General features: G+C 63.4%; 15 protein-coding genes. 12 read left to right on the top strand and 3 right to left on the bottom strand.

The genetic code is table 11. From position 1 onward, the window contains the following. The first annotated feature begins 3 nt into the window (after window positions 1-3). From R3D65_RS00160 to R3D65_RS00130, 7 genes are all read left to right on the top strand, one after another. Window positions 4-1662 (top strand): ABC transporter ATP-binding protein, encoded by a 1659-nt coding sequence (locus R3D65_RS00160; RefSeq protein WP_371273208.1) that lies wholly within the window; start codon window positions 4-6, stop codon window positions 1660-1662. A gap of 511 nt (window positions 1663-2173) precedes the next feature. Next, a complete protein-coding gene (locus R3D65_RS00155; RefSeq protein WP_371273207.1) occupies window positions 2174-3124 on the top strand; it encodes an MBL fold metallo-hydrolase in 951 nt (316 codons plus the stop codon). 81 nt (window positions 3125-3205) lie between these two features. Continuing rightward, window positions 3206-4813: an FAD-dependent oxidoreductase gene (locus tag R3D65_RS00150; RefSeq protein WP_371273206.1), complete on the top strand. Its 1608-nt coding sequence runs from the start codon at window positions 3206-3208 to the stop codon at window positions 4811-4813. An 11-nt stretch (window positions 4814-4824) separates the two neighbouring features. Beyond that, window positions 4825-5028 (top strand): DUF2783 domain-containing protein, encoded by a 204-nt coding sequence (locus tag R3D65_RS00145; protein ID WP_371273205.1) that lies wholly within the window; start codon window positions 4825-4827, stop codon window positions 5026-5028. A gap of 35 nt (window positions 5029-5063) precedes the next feature. Then, window positions 5064-6422, top strand: a complete 1359-nt coding sequence (gene hmgA / locus R3D65_RS00140) for a homogentisate 1,2-dioxygenase (RefSeq protein ID WP_371273204.1) — start codon at window positions 5064-5066, stop codon at window positions 6420-6422. 19 nt (window positions 6423-6441) lie between these two features. After that, window positions 6442-7686 (top strand): fumarylacetoacetase, encoded by a 1245-nt coding sequence (gene fahA / locus R3D65_RS00135; protein ID WP_371273203.1) that lies wholly within the window; start codon window positions 6442-6444, stop codon window positions 7684-7686. Window positions 7687-7869: 183 nt separating this feature from the next. Further along, window positions 7870-8424 carry a VOC family protein gene (locus R3D65_RS00130; protein WP_371273202.1) on the top strand — a complete coding sequence of 185 codons (555 nt, stop codon included), beginning with the start codon at window positions 7870-7872 and terminating at the stop codon, window positions 8422-8424. Window positions 8425-8507: 83 nt separating this feature from the next. On the opposite strand, the gene R3D65_RS00125 is transcribed toward R3D65_RS00130, so the two are convergent. Both R3D65_RS00125 and R3D65_RS00120 read right to left on the bottom strand, forming a co-directional pair. Beyond that, window positions 8508-9668, bottom strand: a complete 1161-nt coding sequence (locus tag R3D65_RS00125; protein WP_371273201.1) for an alpha/beta hydrolase — start codon at window positions 9666-9668, stop codon at window positions 8508-8510. A gap of 132 nt (window positions 9669-9800) precedes the next feature. After that, window positions 9801-11255 (bottom strand): TrkH family potassium uptake protein, encoded by a 1455-nt coding sequence (locus tag R3D65_RS00120; protein WP_371273200.1) that lies wholly within the window; start codon window positions 11253-11255, stop codon window positions 9801-9803. 197 nt (window positions 11256-11452) lie between these two features. Between R3D65_RS00120 and ilvA the strand changes: the two genes are divergently transcribed. From ilvA to R3D65_RS00100, 4 genes are all read left to right on the top strand, one after another. Next, on the top strand, window positions 11453-12706 hold the full coding sequence (gene ilvA / locus R3D65_RS00115) for a threonine ammonia-lyase IlvA (RefSeq protein WP_371273199.1): 1254 nt from the start codon (window positions 11453-11455) through the stop codon (window positions 12704-12706). A gap of 14 nt (window positions 12707-12720) precedes the next feature. Continuing rightward, window positions 12721-13749, top strand: coding sequence for an alpha/beta hydrolase (locus R3D65_RS00110; RefSeq protein ID WP_371273198.1), 1029 nt, complete (start codon window positions 12721-12723; stop codon window positions 13747-13749). A 42-nt stretch (window positions 13750-13791) separates the two neighbouring features. Further along, entirely contained in the window at window positions 13792-15375 is a 1584-nt protein-coding gene (locus R3D65_RS00105; protein ID WP_371273197.1) for a Na/Pi cotransporter family protein, read from the top strand. A gap of 121 nt (window positions 15376-15496) precedes the next feature. Continuing rightward, window positions 15497-16684 (top strand): MFS transporter, encoded by a 1188-nt coding sequence (locus tag R3D65_RS00100; RefSeq protein ID WP_371273196.1) that lies wholly within the window; start codon window positions 15497-15499, stop codon window positions 16682-16684. Between the two features lie 4 nt (window positions 16685-16688). Here the strand turns inward: R3D65_RS00100 and R3D65_RS00095 are convergent, their stop codons facing one another. Continuing rightward, on the bottom strand, window positions 16689-17663 hold the full coding sequence (locus R3D65_RS00095; RefSeq protein WP_371273195.1) for an alpha/beta hydrolase: 975 nt from the start codon (window positions 17661-17663) through the stop codon (window positions 16689-16691). 124 nt (window positions 17664-17787) lie between these two features. Here R3D65_RS00095 and R3D65_RS00090 point away from each other — a divergent pair, with 124 nt between their 5' ends. Further along, window positions 17788-19122, top strand: coding sequence for an MFS transporter (locus R3D65_RS00090; RefSeq protein ID WP_371273194.1), 1335 nt, complete (start codon window positions 17788-17790; stop codon window positions 19120-19122). The last annotated feature ends 4 nt before the right edge of the window (window positions 19123-19126 follow it).

The following is a 19126-nucleotide window of genomic DNA, read 5'->3' as shown; positions in this document are numbered from 1 at the left end:
CCAATGGCAAGTGAAAAGAAAAAAGACGTCCTGCTGAAAATCCAGGATCTGCGCATCGAGGCCTATGCCGACGAGAAATGGTTCGAGATCGTCCACGGCGTCGACCTCACGCTCCATCGCGGCGAAGTTCTGGGCCTCATCGGCGAGTCGGGGGCGGGCAAGTCCACCATCGGGCTTGCCGCCATGGGCTTCGCACGCGATGGCTGCCGGATATCGGGTGGTTCCATCGAGTTCGATGGCATGGAATTGACCACGACGCCGAAATCGGCGCTGCGGGCCCTGCGCGGATCGCGCATTGCCTATGTGGCGCAGTCGGCGGCGGCATCCTTCAATCCGGCGCACAAGATCATCGACCAGCACACCGAAGCGCCGCTCCATTATCGCATCCAGAAACGCGTGGAAGCGCAAGAGGATGCGATGGAACTCTATGAGCGCCTGCGCCTGCCCAATCCCGGTGAGATCGGCTTCCGCTATCCGCACCAGGTGTCCGGCGGCCAGCTTCAACGGGCCATGACTGCCATGGCCATGGCTTGCCGCCCGGATCTCATCATCTTCGACGAGCCGACCACGGCGCTCGACGTGACGACCCAGATCGAGGTTCTGGCCGCCATTCGCGACATCGTGGACCAGTTCAACACCGCCGCGATCTACATCACTCACGATCTGGCGGTCGTTGCCCAGATGGCCGACACCATCAAGGTTCTGCTGAAGGGCGAGGAGGTCGAGGAGGCGCCGACCGCCGAGATGCTGGAAAACCCGCAGGAGGAATATACCAAGAGCCTGTGGGCGGTGCGCAGCTTCAAGCGCGAGCAGAAGGCGCGCCCGACCGATCCGAATGTCGCGCCGGTCATCTCCGTGCAGCATGTGGACGCCGCCTATGGCGACACCAAGGTGCTGGATGATGTTTCCTTCGATGTCTACGAGGGCATGACGGTAGCCGTGGTCGGCGAGTCGGGTTCCGGCAAGTCAACCACCGCACGCTGCATCACCGGCTTGTTGCCGCCGCTCAAGGGCCAGATCCTGTCTCGTGGCGAACCGCTGCCCCCCAGCTACAAGGACCGCACCAAGGACCAGTTGCGGCAGTGCCAGATGATCTACCAGATGGCCGACACCGCACTCAATCCGAAGGTTCGCATCAGCGAGATCATCGGGCGCCCGGCGCAGTTCTACATGGGTCTGCAGGGCGGCGACCTGAAGAACCGCGTTGACGAATTGCTCGACCTGATCGAGCTGGAGCCGTCGAAATACTACAACCGTTACCCGACCGAACTGTCAGGTGGCCAGAAACAGCGGATCGGCATCGCCCGCGCCCTTGCGGCCGAGCCCTCGTTCATCATTTGCGACGAGGTGACGAGCGCGCTCGACCAGCTTGTCGCGGAGGGAATCCTCAAACTGCTCGACAAGCTCCAGCGCGAGTTGAACCTGTCTTACATGTTCATCACGCATGACCTGGCCACCGTCCGCTCGATCGCGGACGAGGTGGTGGTGATGCAGCATGGCAAGGTCGTGGAGCAGGGGCCGAAGGACGAGATGTTCACGCCGCCGCATCATCCCTATACCGACCTGTTGCTGTCGTCGGTGCCTGAGATGGATCCGAACTGGCTATCCACGCTGCTGGAAGAGCGCGGCGTCGATAATATCGGGGAAGCGGCGGATACCTGAGCGAAACGATGAGACGGCGGGCCGGCGGCCCGCCGTTTCACCATGCAATCACGTCATCGACATACCGGTCAGCACCATCGTGGCGACGATCGCCACGTAAATACCGGCCAGGGCATGCCAAGTTGCTGCGCGCGTGCTGATTTCGCGGATCCACTGGTCCCTGGTCATTTCTGCACCTGTTCGGTCAAGAGATTGTGCGTCCGGGTGCAATGCATCCGAACGCCTGATGTTCCTTATGTAATCATCTCTCATTGTGCAGTGCGATACCATTTGCGTCATCGCATGTTCCATTTGTGCCGTTTCGCGACATTTTCCGGATCGGATCATGGTCAAAAGCGACGTCGCAAACGGCTGGCGCCGGCTCCCGGCTGCCCCCCGGCAAGGCGGATTTTCACCGCCCGGAATCGAGCCGCCCCTTGTTAGTTACAAAATAGACTGTCACATACGTAACCAACGAAAAGGTGGCTCAAGCTGCCTCAGATGCGATCACGCAAACAAGAGGGATGAAACGATGGCAAAAGCCTTCGCGTCGCAGGGCGACACGTCAGAAAAAAAGATCAGTTTCACGGAAGTGGGCAAGGGGCTTTGGGCCTTCACCGCCGAGGGCGATCCCAATTCCGGTGTCATCATCGGTGATGACAGCGTCATGATCGTCGAGGCGCAAGCCACGCCGCGCCTTGCCAACAAGGTGATTGAAAAGGTCCGCGAAGTGACCGACAAGCCGATCACCCATGTCGTGCTGACCCACTATCATGCGGTGCGCGTGCTTGGGGCGTCCGCTTTCGGTGCGCAGCAGATCATCATGTCGGATACCGCCCGCGCCATGGTGGTCGAGCGGGGCCAGGAAGACTGGGACAGCGAGTTCCAGCGCTTTCCACGGCTGTTCGAAGGCCATGAAAGCATTCCGGGCCTGACCTGGCCCACCACGACATTCTCCGATTCGATGACTGTCTATCTCGGCAATCGCCGCGTCGACATCATGCATCTCGGCCGCGCCCATACCGCCGGCGATGCGGTCATCCATGTGCCCGATGAAAACGTCATGTTCACCGGCGACATCGTGGAATACCACTCCGCCTGCTATTGCGGCGACGGACATTTCAATGACTGGGGCTTCACGCTGGATGCCATCAAGTCATTCGATGTGGACGCCATTGCGCCGGGCCGTGGCGATGCGCTGGTTGGCCGGGAGATGGTGGGAACCGCCATCGAGAACACACGCGACTTCGTGGAAAGCACCTACCGTCCGGCGGCCCGCGTTGCCGCGCGAGGCGGCTCCCTGAAGGAAGCCTGGGATGCGGTGCGCGCCGAATGCGATCCCAAGTTCGCAGACTACGCCATCTATGAGCATTGCCTGCCGTTCAACGTCGCGCGCGCCTATGACGAGGCACGCGGCATCGACACGCCACGTATCTGGACGGCGGAGCGCGACGTGGAAATGTGGCAACAGTTGCAGGGTTGATCGCCGGAGGCGGGGAAGCAGACAGGGGTGCCTTGCGCCCGGTCCTTGCCCGCGCCGGTTGTTTCTGTCCGGGAGGAAGAGATGAGCAGGATTTTCGAGACCCCCCTATATCCCTATACCCGCTCGTCGGATCAGGATGCGCCGCAACCCGTGCGTCATCCCGTCATCGTTGTCGGCGCGGGGCCCATTGGCCTGGCCGCGGCCATCGATCTGGCGCAACACAATGTTCCGGTTGTGGTGCTGGATGAGAACGACAAGGTGTCTTGGGGATCGCGCGCCATCTGCTTTGCCAAGCGTCCGCTGGAAATTCTCGACAGGCTGGGATGCGGCGACCCGATGGTGGACAAGGGCGTGACCTGGAACACGGGCAAGGTGTTCTTCGACGAGCGCCAGGTCTACGCCTTCGACCTTCTGCCGGAGGATGGCCACAAGCGGCCCGCCTTTATCAATTTGCAGCAATACCATTTCGAAAAGTACATGGTCGACAGGGTCTTCGCCCTGCAAGGCGAAGGCAGGCCGGTGGAAATTCGCGGCGGCTCGAAGGTGGCCTCGGTCGAGACGCTGGACGATGGCGTCCGGCTGACCGTGGAGACGCCGGACGGGCCGTATGTGCTGGAGGCCGATTGGCTGATTGCGTGCGACGGGGCCGGTTCGCCCATCCGCGCCATGATGGGCCTCGACTTTGTCGGCCGCGTCTTCGAGGATAATTTTCTCATCGCCGACGTCATCATGGAGGCCGATTTCCCGACCGAGCGCTGGTTCTGGTTCGATCCGCCCTTCAATCGGGGCCAGTCGGCGCTTCTGCACAAGCAGCCCGACGGTGTCTGGCGCATCGATCTCCAGCTTGGCTGGGACATCGACAAGGAAGAGGAAAAGAAACCGGAGAACGTCATTCCGCGCCTCAAGGCCATGCTTGGCGAGGATGCGAAATTCGAGCTGGAATGGGTCTCGATCTACACGTTCCAATGCCGCCGGATGGAAAAGTTCCGCCACGGCCACGTGATCTTCGCCGGTGACGCGGCCCATCAGGTGTCCCCCTTCGGCGCACGCGGAGCCAATTCCGGGCTGCAGGACACGGACAACCTGATCTGGAAGCTGAAACTGGTGATGGACGGCATGGCGCCCGACAGCCTGCTCGACAGTTATGATGCCGAGCGCATTCACGGCGCCGACGAGAATATCCTGAACTCCTCGCGCTCGACCGATTTCATCACGCCGAAATCGCAGGTCAGCACCATCTTCCGCAATGCCGTCCTCGACCTGTCGGAGCGCTATGAATTCGCCCGGCCCCTGGTCAATTCCGGCCGCCTTTCGGTGCCCTGCACCTATGACGGCTCCCCGCTCAACGGACCGGATTGCGATTCCATGCCGAAGCGCACGCGCCCCGGTTCGCCAGCACCGGATGCACCGCTGCCCGACGGCGCCTGGCTGATCGACCGGCTGGGTGACGAATTCCGGATTCTCGCCATCGATGCCGATGCACCGGAATCGCTGTGCGAAGGCGGCATTTGCGCCACGCGTCTGGCCTTGTCCGCGAAAGACAATCCCGCGCTCGCCGAACGCTACCTCGGTGCGGCCACATCGGCGGTGTATCTCATGCGGCCTGACCAGCATGTCGCCGCGCGCTGGGAGAGCTATGACGAAGCCGCCATGCGCGCCGCCATCAACAAGGCTGCCGGGCGGAGCTGAGGAGACGACCGATGAATGCACTGAACACCGCCCCCAACATCGCCCGGCCGGACGACTTCTACGCCCGGCTGCTGTCCGCTCATGAGGGGCTGAGCAAGGAGGAGAGCGATGCCTTGAATGCCCGCCTGATCCTCATTCTCGCCAATCACGTGGGCGACATGGCCGTTCTCGACGCAGCCCTTGAGGCTGCCGCAGAGGCCGGTGGAAACGGGTAGGCCGGAGACATGCCGTTTGACAGGGAGTTGACCCCATGAACATCCAGACCAAGCGCAAATACATCCAGCAGGATCAGGCCGGCGCCATCACGCCCGGCTACATGCCGGGCTTCGGAAACGATTTCGAGACCGAGGCGCTGCCCGGCGCGCTGCCGCAAGGCATGAACAGCCCGCAGAAATGCGCCTACGGCCTCTATGCCGAACAGCTTTCGGGCACCGCCTTCACCGCGCCGAGCCACCAGAACGAACGCACCTGGTGCTACCGCATCCGCCCGTCGGTCAAGCATTCGGCGCGCTATCGCAAGATCGAACTGCCCTACTGGAAGACGGCGCCGCATGTCAGCGACGACATCATCTCGCTCGGCCAGTACCGCTGGAACCCGGTGCCCCATGCCGATGCGCCGCTGACCTGGCTGACCGGCATGCGCACCATGACGACGGCCGGCGACGTGAACACGCAGGTTGGCATGGCCAGTCACATCTATCTGGTCAACCAGTCGATGGAGGACGACTATTTCTACTCCGCCGACAGCGAACTTCTCGTCGTGCCACAGGCCGGCCGGCTTCGCTTCTGGACCGAATTGGGCATCATCGACCTCCAGCCCCAGGAAATCGCGGTCATTCCGCGCGGCCTTGTCTACCGGGTCGAGGTCGTGGAAGGACCGGCGCGCGGTTTTGTCTGCGAAAACTACGGCCAGAAGTTCGAGCTGCCGGGCAGGGGACCGATCGGCGCCAATTGCCTGGCCAATCCGCGCGACTTCAAGGCGCCGGTCGCCGCCTTCGAGGATCGCGAGGTGCCATCCACGCTGACGATCAAGTGGTGCGGCCAGTTTCACGTCACCGAGATCGCGCAGTCGCCGCTCGATGTCGTCGCTTGGCATGGCAATTATGCTCCGGTGAAATACGATCTCACCGCCTATTGCCCGGTCGGGGCGATCCTGTTCGATCATCCGGACCCGTCCATCTTTACCGTGCTGACCGCACCGTCGGGCCAGCCGGGCACCGCGAATATCGATTTCGTGCTGTTCCGCGAGCGCTGGATGGTGGCCGAGAACACCTTTCGCCCGCCCTGGTACCACAAGAACGTGATGTCGGAACTGATGGGCAATATCTACGGCATCTACGACGCCAAGCCGGAGGGCTTCGTGCCCGGCGGCATGAGCCTGCACAACATGATGCTGCCGCACGGGCCGGACAAGCAGGCCTTCGAAGGCGCCTCGAATGCCGGTCTGAAGGCGGAGAAGCTGGACAATACCATGTCCTTCATGTTCGAAACCCGTTTCCCGCAGCACCTGACGGAATTTGCCGCGAAGGAAGCGCCGCTGCAGGACAATTATATCGATTGCTGGGCAGATCTCGTGAAGCACTATGACGGATCGCCGGACGGCAAGTGAACGGACCGGAGAGAAAAGCATGACCGCATTGAAGCGATCCTGGGTGGAGAGCGCCAATTCGCCTGAATCGGAATTTCCACTCAACAACCTGCCTTACGGGGTGTTCTCGACCGGTAACGGCAAGCCGCGCTGCGGGGTGGCGATCGGCGACATGATCCTTGATGTCGCCGCGCTGGAGGCGGAGGGCCGGCTGAACTACGAGGGCGCTCTGGAAACCGGCGCCTGGAATGCGTTCATGGCCATGGGCCGCGTGGCCTGGGACAAGCTGCGCGGCGAACTGACTTCCATGCTTGCCGAAGGGTCCGCCTCCCGCGCCGGCGTCGAGCCGCATCTGGTTCCCATGACGACCGCGACCATGCACATGCCCTTCGCGGTGACCGAATATACCGACTTCTATGCTGGCCGGAATCACGCCTACAATGTCGGTGTCATGTTTCGCGGCCCTGAAAACGCACTGCCGCCGAACTGGCTTCATATTCCCATCGGCTACAATGGCCGCGCGTCCTCGGTCGTCGTCTCGGGCACGCCCGTTGTCCGGCCCAATGGTCAGTTGAAGGGCCCGAACGACGCGGCGCCGCGTTTCGGGCCGTCGCAACGGTTCGATCTCGAACTGGAAATGGGCGCCATTGTCGGCCAGCCGTCGAACGGGCCGATATCGGTGTCGCAAGCCTTCGAAAACATCTTCGGCTATGTCTTGCTGAACGACTGGTCGGCGCGCGACATCCAGGCCTGGGAATATCAGCCGCTCGGTCCCTTCCAGGCCAAGGCGACGGCTACGACGATCAGCCCGTGGATCGTCACGTCCGCCGCGCTGGCGCCGTTCCGCACCTCCACGCCGGAACGCGAAAAGCCCTTGCTGCCTTATCTCGCGGAACCGGGTCCGATGCTCTACGACATCGACCTCGAGGTGGCGTTGACGCCGGAAGGCGGAGAGGAAACCGTTCTCTCGCGCACCAATTACCGCGAGATGTATTATTCCTCCGCGCAGCAGCTTGCCCACCACACCACCTCAGGCTGCCCGATGCGCGTTGGCGACCTGCTCGGATCCGGCACGATCTCCGGCACCGAAAAGGAGTCGCGCGGCTCGCTGCTGGAGCTTTCCTGGGGCGGCAAGGAACCGGTCGCCATCAAGGGCGGTGGCACGCGCAGCTTCATCGAGGACGGCGACACCGTGACGCTGAGGGGCCATGCGCGCGGTGATGGCTACCGCATCGGCTTTGGCGATTGTTCGGGCACGATCATGCCGGCACGCAAGATCGACTGACAGAACCGGTCACGACCATCCTTGACGGCGGCGGGCCTTCCGGTCCGCCGTTTTTCTTTGTCCGGATCGTATGGTCGCCGTTGATGGTTACAAAAACAACCGTTACATCCGTAACCATATTGATTGAAGGCCGTGACGGAGCCGGAAGCCCGTACCGTCCGGGCCGGACAAGGGAGAAGGCCGATGACTGCCACACCGAAACTGGATCGCATTCACCACGTTGCCTACCGCTGCAAGGACGCCAAGCAAACGGTTGAGTGGTATGTAAAAAACCTCAACATGGATTTCGTTCTGGCCATTGCGGAGGATCATGTTCCGTCCACGCATGAACCCGATCCCTACATGCACGTGTTCCTGAATGCCGGTGGCGGCAATGTGCTTGCCTTCTTCGAGCTGCCGACCAAGCCGGACATGGGCCGCGACGAGAATACGCCTGCCTGGGTTCAGCATATCGCCTTCAAGGTGAAGGACCGCGACACGCTCATTGCCTTCAAGGACCAGCTCGAGGCCAATGGTATCGACGTGCTTGGCGTCACCGACCACTCCATTTTTCACTCGATCTATTTCTTCGACCCCAATGGTCACCGCGTCGAACTCGCCTGTGACGATCCGGAAGAAGAGGCGATGAAACGGAAACTCGACGAGGTGAAGTGGGAGATGCTGGAGGAATGGGCGCGCACGAAAAAGGCGCCGAAGCATGCTGACTGGCTGCATGCCAGGGAACTTTCCAACGTGTGATTGATTTGCCGCCCCCGGCAAGACGCCTCCGGCAGGAGGCGCGGCGCGGCCTTTTGGCCGCGCCGGATCGTCTTGCTTCCGGCCTATTGCGGCAAGGCCGTCTGGAACACCGCCTGCGGCGTCGTCACGATGACGCGGGCGGTCGATTCCAGCACTGTCCCGACACCGACACCGAGCGTCGCCAGGCTGGTTCCGAGCTTGTTGCGCTCCGGATTGAACTTCTCGCCGCTGCGCAGCCGCTCGCCGAGCAAGGCAACCAGTTGCGGGTTCTGGGCGAACTTGGTGTGGTTGATGCCGCTGCTGCCTGCTTCGGTCAGGTTGACAACGACGACACCGAGTTCCGCGATTTCCTTGTCGTCGGTATAGGCGCCGAGCCGAGGCTTGTTGCCGGCGAGCACCTGACTGAGTTGCAGCGCGCGGTCATCCCGCGAGAGCAGGACGAAAAACGGCGTCCTTGGCTTGCCGTAGCGTTGCATCTGGGCCTTGAAGACATCGGCGGAAATGTCGGGCGAGGCCAGGATGACATCGCCCAGCCGGCCACCGAGTGTCGGATCGCCCGAGATCTTCAACTGGCGCAGGGCTTCCATGGTGACCCAGGTACCCATTGAATGGGCCATGATGTCGATCCGGCGCGGATTTGCCCGGGCGGCGTTGCGCAACGTGTATTCCAGCGCATCGCGGGCCGCCGTGGCGCTGTCGCGGTCGTAGATATAGTCCAGCGTGCTGCCTCGTGACGCCCAGCTGAACAGGATCGCCGTTCCCTGGAATCCGGTATCGTGAACGATCTGCGTGATCCGGAACAGGGCATCGGCGAACGTGTTGCGATAGCCATGAACGAAGACCAGGACATCCTGGCTGCTGCCGGCGCGGGCGGTCTGGGTGAAGGCGTTCGAATTTGCGACCGGCCGGATGTCCGTGGCCACGAAATGGCGCGACGGATCGGGCAGGCCGCGCGACACGCGTTCGGTCTCGCCGGTCTCGTGATCGGGCGGCACGGAAACCGTGATCTCGGCGAAACTGACACCGTCGCCGCGCTCTCCGCTGAAGAGGATTTCCGGGTTGTCGTCCGGCGCACGCGTGGTCGCTACGAGAATCCGGTGTTGTGTTGCGCCCTGCGGCACGCCGGCGGCAATCGCCTCCGGTGACGTGATACGGCGCATGGCCAGGTCGCTTGCGCAGCCGCCAAGCGGAATGAGCAGGGCCATGAAGGCCACGAGGGACATTCGGAACTGGTAAACAGGCATGGAAGTGTCTTTTTGAATCCGAATCCGACCATAACGCCCCGCATGCTGCAATGCAAAGTGGCAGCGGTCACGTTCCCGTCAACCAGAGGGGAGAGCCGGCCACGCGTTGCAGTGGCGCCACAGTGGGGCGGTTCAGCGCCGCCAGAAGGCTGGCGTGAACAGGATCAGGACCGCCAGGATTTCCAGGCGGCCAAGCAGCATGCCGACCGCCATGATGTATTTTGCCACGTCGGACAGGCTGGAAAAATTGCCTGTCGGCCCGATCACGTCGCCCAGGCCCGGGCCGACATTCGTGATCGCCGAGAGCGCACCTGTGACCGCCGTCTCGAAATCCAGTCCGGTCGCCGACAGCAGCACGATGAGCACGCCCCAGATGACGAAGAAGGCGGCGATGAAAAGGACCACGGCGCGTTGTGTCTGCTCATCCACCGGCCTGGTGCCATATTTCACCGGCAGGATGGTTGACGGGTAGATCAGGCGCTTCAGGCCGTTCGAAAAGACCTGGAAAAGAATGTAGAACCGGTAGGCCTTGATCCCGCCTGTCGTCGATCCGGAGCAGCCGCCCAGGAACATCGCCACGAAGATGGTGGCCACGGTATAGGGGCCCCAGGCGCCATAGTCGGTGGAGGAGTAGCCGGTCGTGGTGATGATCGAGACGAAATTGAAGGTGGAATGGGTGAGTGCGAAGAAGAAGGGAATGCGGTCCGTAACCGTGATCCAGATCGCGTTCGTCAGCGAGAACAGCACGATCAGCCCGAGATAGAGGCGGATCTGGGGGTCGAGGTAGACATCCCTGCGGCCGCGGATCGCAAACAGGATGAGAACGGCGAAGGGCAGGCCGCCGATCGTCATGAAGACCGTGCTGGTCCAGATGATGTGAGGCGACGTGTAGAAGCCCATGGATGCGTCGTGGGTGGAAAAACCGCCTGTGGCCATGGTGGTCATGGCATGGTTCACGGCATCGAAGAGCGGCATGCCTGCAACGGCATAGGCCACGGCGCAGACCAGCGTCAGCAGCGCATAGATGGAGATGATCGAGACGGCATAGGTGGAGAAGCGGGCGAAGGGCTTGTCATCCGTATCGGAGGACTCGATGCGGAAGAAGGACACGCCGCCCAGTTTCAGGAAGGGCAGCAGGAAGACACCGAGCGCGATGACGCCGAGCCCGCCGATCCATTGCAGGATCGAACGCCACAGCAGCAGGCCCGGCGGCATGTCGTCCAGCCCCGTCAGCACCGTCGCACCGGTGGCCGTGATCGCCGAAACCGTTTCGAACACCGTGTCGGCAAAGCCGATTTCCAGCGACGAGGCGAAGAAGGGAAAGGCGCCGGCGACGATCATCGAAAGCCACAGGAGATTGACCAGCAGAAAGCCGAAGCGGCTGTTGATGGCCGGCGTGGGCACGCGCGTTGCCATCGCCGAAGCGGATGACAGGCCGGACAGGAAGAAGGCAGACAATGCGAAAGCCTTCCAGTCGGGATTGTTGAAATAGAGATCGACGGCAGCCGGAATCAGCATGGCAACCGCCATGTAAAGCGCAAATATGGAGGCGACGAAGACTGCCGCGCGAGCCGTGTTTGCGTTCAAACCGTTCACCCAGTGCTAGCGCGACCCGCACCTTGCGCCGTCGCTGTCATCGTTTAAAAACAGCCGTCTTGCAGAATGGATTCCGACACTGCAACCGTCGGCTTTCCTTAGCGCATGTTTCCCCGCCGGTCACCGGCCAGATCGGCACGGGCGATTTTTTTCCCGGTACCGGCAGCCCCGGATTGGAAGGTATCACCATGAGCGGATTTCCCCAGCGCGTCGACAGCACCATGCATGCGGTGCGCGCCCTCTTCGCGCCCACGCCGCTGCAGCGCAACGACTACCTTTCGCGCAAATACCATGCGGATATCTGGCTCAAGCGCGAGGATTTGACGCCCGTTCGCTCCTATAAGCTGCGCGGGGCCTACAACTTCATGCGCAAGTCCGTCGAGCGTGGCGGCGACCGCATCTTCGTATGTGCGTCCGCCGGCAATCACGCCCAGGGCTTCGCCTTCACCTGCCGCCATTTCGGCCGCAAGGGCGTTGTCTTCATGCCGGTGACCACGCCGCAACAGAAGATCGAGAAGACCAGGGCCTTTGGCGGCAAGCATGTCGAAATCGAACTGGTCGGCGACATTTTCGACGCCTGCTACAAGGCCGCCATCGCCTATGCGAAGGCACAGGGCGGCGAACTGGTCCCACCCTTCGACCACAAGGACATCATCGAGGGCCAGGCCACGGTGGCGCTGGAGATCGCCGGGCAGTTGCCTGAAGGGGTGGCTGCGGACATGTGCATCCTGCCGGTGGGCGGCGGCGGCCTGTCGTCCGGGGCCCTGCGCTACTGGCACGAGGCCGGAGCGGCGCCGCGCTTCATCCTGTGCGAACCGGAAGGCGCACCCAGCCTGAAGCGAAGCCTGGAGGCCGGCCGGCGCGTCCGCCTCGACCATGTCGACAATTTCGTCGATGGCGCGGCCGTGGCCGAGATCGGCGCCGAGCCGTTTCGCCATCTCTCCCGCCTTTCCGCCGATGACGTTTGCCTGATCCCGGAAAACCGCCTGTGCTCGACCATTCTTGACATGCTGAACGTGGAGGGCATCGTGCTGGAACCGGCCGGTGCATTGGCCGTCGACGCGCTCAAGGACATCCCGGCCGACGAGATACGCGGCAAGACCATCGTCTGCGTCACGTCGGGCGGCAATTTTGACTTCGAGCGGCTGCCTGACGTCAAGGAGCGTTCCCTGCGATTCGAGGGCCTGAAGAAATATTTCATCTTCCGCTTCCCGCAACGCCCTGGCGCCCTGCGCGACTTCCTGGAATTGCTGGGACCGCAGGACGATATTGTCCGGTTCGAATATCTCAAGAAGTCGGCACGCAATTTCGGCTCTGTCGTGATCGGTATCGAGACGAGGGACCCGCGCAATTTCGCCCGGCTGACAAAGCGCTTTGACAAGGGCGGCTGGGGATATCAGGACATTACCGAGAACGAGATTCTCGCCAACCTCATCATATGAAACCGGGGGCAAGCATGTTCCAGAAGATTGCCGTCGCGACCGGCATTTCCATTGCGGTCTTCTTTTCCATCGCCGTGGCGCTGGTGTTGAGCGACAGTCCCCCGCCGGTTGGCAACAGGACCGGGGATGGCGGCACGCTCGACTTTGCCGGGGCCATTGAGGCGGACTATTCCGGCATGCCGGATGTGACCCTTTTCAAGGCCCGTGACGGCACGGATCTCGCCTACAGGCGCTATGATTCGACCAGGCCCGGCGCGCCCTGGCTCTTCCTCGTTCACGGTTCCGGCTGGAACTCGATGCAATGGCACCCGCTGGCGCAATGGCTGTCCCGGCAGGGGCTGGCAAGCGTGATCGCGCCGGACATGCGCGGCCATGGCGCCAATCCCGGCCCCCGCGGCGATGTCGGGCACATCGGCCAGCTCGAAGAGGACATGGCCGACCTCATCGCGGTCATCAGGCGCCCGGGCGATCCGCGCAAGGTCATCCTGGGCGGGCACTCCTCCGGCGGCGGATTTGTCATCCGCTATGCCGGCGGCAAGCCCGCCGTGCCGGTCGACGGCTATGTTTTGCTGGCGCCCTTCCTGAAATATGACGCACCCACGGTGCGGCCCAATTCCGGCGGCTGGGCGCAGCCGGCGACAAGACGCATCATCGGCCTTGTCATGCTGAACACGATCCGGTTCCCGGCTCTCAATCACCTGCCGGTCATCTCCTTCAACATGCCCGCATCCGTTCTGGAAGGGCCGTATGGCGACCTTGCAACGACTGAATACACCTACCGCATGAATGTCAGTTTCGCGCCACGCGACGACTACGAAGCCGATCTGGCATCCATCGACAAGCCATTGCTGGTGGTTGCCGGCGCCGATGACGAAGCCTTTCATGCAGACCGGTTCGAACCGGTCATTTCCGCGCAAACGGACATGGGCACATATGCCCTCTTGCCTGGCGTTTCGCATCTGGGCGTCGTCCTGGGCGAAGCGGTACGCCCGGTTCTGGCAGGCTGGCTGAAAGAGCACTTCCCCGCGGCGGACGGAACCTGACATGCGCCGCGCCGGCCAGCCAGCGTCAACGGGGCGTCCCGGATGATGGACGACATCCTCCTGTCGGTCGGCGGTGTCGGCCTGTTCATCCTCGGCATTCGCATGCTCACCAACGGGTTGCGCAGCCTGGCGGGCGGCATGTTGCGCCGGTTCCTGGCCCGTTTTACCACCAATGCCGCGTCCGGCGCGGTGACCGGTGCGCTGCTGACGGCGGTCATCCAGTCGTCGGGCGCCACAACGATCACGACCGTCGGGCTTGTCGGCGCCGGCATCCTTTCCTTCAATCAGGCTCTGGGTGTCATCCTGGGTGCCAATATCGGCACCACGGTGACGGGGTGGATCATCGCTGCGGTGGGTTTCAAGCTGCAACTGGGCACGGTGGCCATGCCGCTGCTGCTGCTGGGTGTCCTGACGAGCATGTTCGCTCCGGGCCGCTGGGCGCGTGCCGGCGACGCCCTGACCGGCTTCAGCCTCCTGTTCATCGGCATCGACGCCATGCAACGCGGCATGGCCGCCTTCGAAGGGCTGGTGACACCGGAAACCTTCCCCGCGGACAGCCTTTCCGGGCGGCTCGAACTGGTCGCGGTCGGGATCGCCATCACCTTGATAACGCATTCCTCATCGGCGGGCGTGGCGACCGCGCTGGCGGCACTTTCGGTGGGAACGATCAATCTGCCGCAGGCCGCCACCATGGTCATCGGCATGAATGTCGGCACGACCTTCAGCGCCGCGCTCGCCACCATCGGGGGATCGGCTGCGGTTCGCCGGACCGGCTTCGCGCACGTCATCTTCAATGTCATGACGGGCGTGATTGCCTTCGGGCTGCTCGATCTGTTCGCCAAGCTTGCCTTGCCCCGTGTTCAGGTGCCAGGCGACGCACAATTCGCGCTCGTGGCCTTTCATACGGTTTTCAACGTTCTCGGCGTCGTTCTTGTGCTGCCCTTTGCCGGCGCCTTTTCACGACTGATGGCGGTTCTCGTTCCCGATCATCTCCCATCCCTGACCGGCATGCTGGACAGGCGACTGCTGGCCGATGGCGAAGCGGCAGCCGATGCGGCGGCAGCCTGTGCCCGGCTGCTTGTGGCCGAAATCGAGCACCATGTCGCCTGGCGCCTGCGTCCGGCCTCGTCGCCGGGCGGTGGCGGCCTCGTGCGCCTGCGGCTGGCCAAGGAAGAACTGACGGACTATGTGGCAGCGATGCCCAACAGCGGCTGGAATCGCAAGCGGGTCAGCGCGCTGCTGCATGTTCTCGACCACATGGAACGGCTGCTTCGCCGTTGCGAGGACGATGAAAGGCTTGCCATCGTGCCGCATGATCGCAGGCTCGCGCGGCTTGCGCGTGTTTTCGCCGGCGTGATCGCAACATCGGCGTCACTCGACGAGGGAGGGCGGTCGGTCCGCTTTACCCGGCTCGAGGCGATGATTCGCGCCATGGAGGAGCGCTATCGCATCGATGTCATCGGACATGCCGCGCCGGTGCCGGCGACGATGCGCGAGATCGCCACGCGCCTCGATGCCATGCGCTGGCTTCATCGTTCGGCCAACCATCTTTCGCGCATCCATCAGCATCTTGTCGATGCGGCGGACAGACCGACCCCGCCTGCCGGTTCCGTTGCAGGCGTTTGATCCGACAGATCGAAAAGCTTGTCCCGGCGGCGGCTTGCCATGGCAGCGCTTTCAGTGCGATTGGATTGCGCGCCGGATGTACGGACGAGGCGTCGACGGCAGGATCGGAGGAGGGGTTTTCATGGCCGGCATCGCCGTGCTTGCATTCGCGTATGTGCTCTCGCAGTTCTACCGTTCCTTTCTTGCCGTCCTGACGCCGGCGCTGAGCGCGGATCTGGGCGCAACGAAAGCCGATCTTTCCGAAGCCTCCGGCGCCTGGTTCGTTTCCTTCGCCCTGATGCAGTTCCTTGTCGGCGTATCGCTGGACCGGTTCGGCCCGCGAATCACGGCCGCCATCATGCTTGGCGTGGCCGGCGGTGGCGGCGCATTGCTGTTTGCCGCTGCCAGCGCGCCATGGATGATAACGCTGGCCATGGTGCTGATCGGCATCGGGTGCGCACCGGTGCTGATGGCGGCCTTCTTCATCTTCGCGCGCGTCTATTCACCGGGCCGCTTCGCCATGTATGCCTCATGGATGGTGGCCTTCGGCTCGGCCGGCAATGTCATCGGGGCAACGCCATTGGCCGCCGCCGGCGAGGCGTTCGGCTGGCGCCCGGTCATGGCGGGCCTTGCTGCGGTCACGGTCATTGTCGCCGTCCTGCTTTTCCTCGTCCTGCGCGATCCGCCGCGTCCGGAAGGTGAGGGCAGATCCAGCGGCTTTGCAGGCTATGGCGAGTTGATGCGGATGCGGGTTCTGTGGCCGATCATCCCGCTTGTCGCGATCAACTATGCCGCGGCCGCAGGCATTCGCGGCCTGTGGGCCGGTCCCTATCTGGCCGATGTCCATGGCGCGGACGCGATCGTCATCGGAAACGTGACGCTGGCCATGGCCATGGTCGCCGGCAGTTTTCTCTACGGGCCGCTGGACCGATTGTTCGGCACGCGCAAATGGGTCGCCGCCGGCGGCAATGCCATCGTGCTCGGCGCCATCGTCTGGCTGTGGCTGTCGCCCTCGGCTGCGCTTGTCGGTGTCACGGCCGCACTCGTCGTCATCGGCCTGGCCGGCATGAGCTATGGCATGCTGATGGCGCATTCGCGCGCCTTCCTTCCTGCTCATCTGACAGGCCGCGGCGTGACGCTGATGAATTTCTTCTCCATCGGCGGTGTCGGGCTCTTGCAGTTCCTCACCGGATGGGTCGTGACCGCGTGGGCTGTCCCGGGTGAACCGCAGGCTGCCTATGGCGCGCTCTGGCTTTTCTATGCCGTAACGCTCGGTGCCGGATTGCTGGTCTATCTCGCCTCGCGCGATGCGCGCCCGGAAGAAAGCTGAACGCCTACAGGGCGAGGCCGCGAATCCACGCCACGGTCCTGTCCGCCAGCCGCTGTGTCGTGTTGGGGGACAGGATGTCACCGGCAATCACGTGCTGCGACGGGTTGACGCTGTCGGTAACTTCCACCACCGCGTGCGGCCCTGCCCATTTCGCCGCCTTGGCCGCCGTGGCCGTCTGGTCAACCACGGCATCGCCCGGCGCATAGATGAAGAGCGCGGGCAGGTCGATCATCTCGGGGAAGACGCTGTTGGCCAGATCCACCGAAGCGGCCATGGGCATCAGCGCGCGGGTCGGGTAACGCGTCGTCCAATGCCTGGCATGCGCTTCGTTCCTTGGCTCGAACGACCGTTCCGGTCCGACGATCATGTCCGCCATCTGCATGCCCCAGGGCTGTGTCAGGAGGAAGGAGCCGGGCGCCTTGAGTTGGTAATTCGGTGAAATCAGCACCACGGCGTCCATGTTGCGGGCAAGGTCCGGCTGGGCCGCGGCCCAGGTGACCAGCGATCCCCCGGTTGACGTGGCCATGACGACGACCTTGCCGCCCAGCGCCTTGCCCACGGCCAGAGCCTCGGCCAGGTCGTTGATCCAGTCGTTGACGGTGGCGCGGGCCAGCGCCTCGCCGTTCTGGCCATGGCCTGTCAGGCGGGTGAAGAAAAGGTTCGCGCCCAGCGCCCGCGCCACCAGGTCGGGCAAGGGACGGACTTCCTGCGCGCTGGCCGAGAAGCCGTGCACATACACGATTGCAAGCGGCGTGCGGGCTCTCGATTGCGGAAATGCCCAGACAATCTGCTTTTCCGCGCCTTCCCGGATGCCCGGAACATTGGCCTCGCTGCGCGCGATGGCAGCTTCCGGATCGGCACCGATGGACCGCGTATCCACGGATATCTCCGTATCAACCGGCGTGCGCGGACCGACGGCGTAGAGCACGGCGAACCCGGCAATCAGAACAATCAGTGTCCACATGATCTTGCGCAGCATTGGTGCCTCCCGGTGTGTGGCCAAGGTTTAGCGCCAAGCGCCAGCCGGCACAATCGGCGCCTCCCGGACAAGAACCGAACCGGCCTGGCTTTCGTAGAGTGTCTGGCCAGAAGGAACCGACTTGATGCCGCTCCCGCGCCTGCCGATAACCGTGGTCATTGCCTACGGGTTGCCCGCCATGCCGATCGCGGCTCTGACACTGCCGCTCTACGTCATCGTTCCGACCTTCTACAGCGAGACCGTCGGCGTGCCGCTGGGCGCCATCGGCGGCATACTCGTTGCCGTACGCCTGTTCGACGCCCTCAACGATCCGGTGCTCGGCTGGCTCGGGGACCGCTGGAACAGCGCCTTCGGGCGGCGCCGCGCGATGGTGGCCCTGGCGATGCCCGCCACGGCCTTTGCCGCCTGGATGCTCTTTGCACCGCCGCTGGATGCCACCGGCGCCTACCTGGCGCTCTGGATGACCGTGCTGACCGCAGGTTTCAGCGCCCTTCTCTTGTCCTGGTCGGCATGGGGCGCGGAACTGGCCGGCGGCTATCGCGAACGCAGCCGGATTACCGGATGGCGCGAGTTCTTCACCGTTTGCGGCACATTGGCTGCAATCGCCATCCCGTTTGCCGTCGCCGGCGGCGGGTCGGGCGAACGTGGCGGCCTGGCCGCCCTCGGTCTTGCCGTGGCAGGCGGCCTGCTCGTTCTTGGCGCGGCCGCGCTTGCCATCGTGCCGGAGCCGAGAGACCACTCCGTGGCGCGTCTTTCGCTAAGGCGGAGCCTGGCCGCAATGGGCGCCAACACGCCGTTTCTGCGCCTGATCGGCGCCTATTTCGTCAATGGCCTGGCCAATGGCATTCCTGCCACGCTTTTTCTCTATTTCGTGTCCGCCCGGCTTGCTGAACCGGACATGCGCGGCCCGCTGCTGTTTCTCTACTTCCTCTGCGGCCTGGCTGGCGTTCCGGCGGCGACGCTTCTTGCTTCCCGCCTTGGCAAGCATCGCGCCTGGTCGCTGGCCATGCTGCTGGCCTGTGCCGTGTTCGCGCTGGTGCCGCTGATTGGCGCCGGCGACATCGCCGCCTTCGCCGCTGTCTGCATCGTGACCGGTTTCGTGCTCGGCTTCGATCTGGCGCTGCCCCCGTCGATCCAGGCCGATGTGATCGATGCCGACACGGCTGTCTCGGGCGCGCAGCGGTCCGGCTTCTATTTCGCCGCCTGGAGCCTGGCGACCAAGCTGTCGCTGGCGGCCGGCGCGGGCGTGGCCTTTCCATTGCTCGCACTGGCCGGGTTCGATCCGCAAGCCGGCGCGGACAATTCGCCCTTTGCCCTCTTCACCCTTGCAGCGCTCTATGCCTGGGCGCCGGTTGTCCTGAAACTGGTCGCCGTCGCGCTGATGTGGTCCTTCCCCCTCGACGAGGCGGCACAGATGGCGGCGCGTGAGCGGATCGAGGCCAGAAGCCGGGCGCGATGACCAC

Source organism: Zhengella sp., assembly GCF_041397485.1.
GTDB lineage: Bacteria > Pseudomonadota > Alphaproteobacteria > Rhizobiales > Rhizobiaceae > Zhengella.
Note: the sequence above shows the minus strand (reverse complement) of the source record. Positions and strands in the feature narration are given on the sequence as shown.

Coding starts and splice junctions, on each gene's coding strand:
- ilvA (WP_371273199.1), top strand. CDS start 11,453: ATGAGCGGATTTCCCCAGCGCGTCGACAGCACCATGCATGCGGTGCGC.
- R3D65_RS00145 (WP_371273205.1), top strand. CDS start 4,825: ATGAATGCACTGAACACCGCCCCCAACATCGCCCGGCCGGACGACTTC.
- R3D65_RS00130 (WP_371273202.1), top strand. CDS start 7,870: ATGACTGCCACACCGAAACTGGATCGCATTCACCACGTTGCCTACCGC.
- R3D65_RS00125 (WP_371273201.1), bottom strand. CDS start 9,668: ATGCCTGTTTACCAGTTCCGAATGTCCCTCGTGGCCTTCATGGCCCTG.
- R3D65_RS00150 (WP_371273206.1), top strand. CDS start 3,206: ATGAGCAGGATTTTCGAGACCCCCCTATATCCCTATACCCGCTCGTCG.
- R3D65_RS00155 (WP_371273207.1), top strand. CDS start 2,174: ATGGCAAAAGCCTTCGCGTCGCAGGGCGACACGTCAGAAAAAAAGATC.
- R3D65_RS00160 (WP_371273208.1), top strand. CDS start 4: ATGGCAAGTGAAAAGAAAAAAGACGTCCTGCTGAAAATCCAGGATCTG.
- R3D65_RS00090 (WP_371273194.1), top strand. CDS start 17,788: ATGCCGCTCCCGCGCCTGCCGATAACCGTGGTCATTGCCTACGGGTTG.
- R3D65_RS00095 (WP_371273195.1), bottom strand. CDS start 17,663: ATGCTGCGCAAGATCATGTGGACACTGATTGTTCTGATTGCCGGGTTC.
- R3D65_RS00100 (WP_371273196.1), top strand. CDS start 15,497: ATGGCCGGCATCGCCGTGCTTGCATTCGCGTATGTGCTCTCGCAGTTC.
- hmgA (WP_371273204.1), top strand. CDS start 5,064: ATGAACATCCAGACCAAGCGCAAATACATCCAGCAGGATCAGGCCGGC.
- fahA (WP_371273203.1), top strand. CDS start 6,442: ATGACCGCATTGAAGCGATCCTGGGTGGAGAGCGCCAATTCGCCTGAA.
- R3D65_RS00105 (WP_371273197.1), top strand. CDS start 13,792: ATGATGGACGACATCCTCCTGTCGGTCGGCGGTGTCGGCCTGTTCATC.
- R3D65_RS00110 (WP_371273198.1), top strand. CDS start 12,721: ATGTTCCAGAAGATTGCCGTCGCGACCGGCATTTCCATTGCGGTCTTC.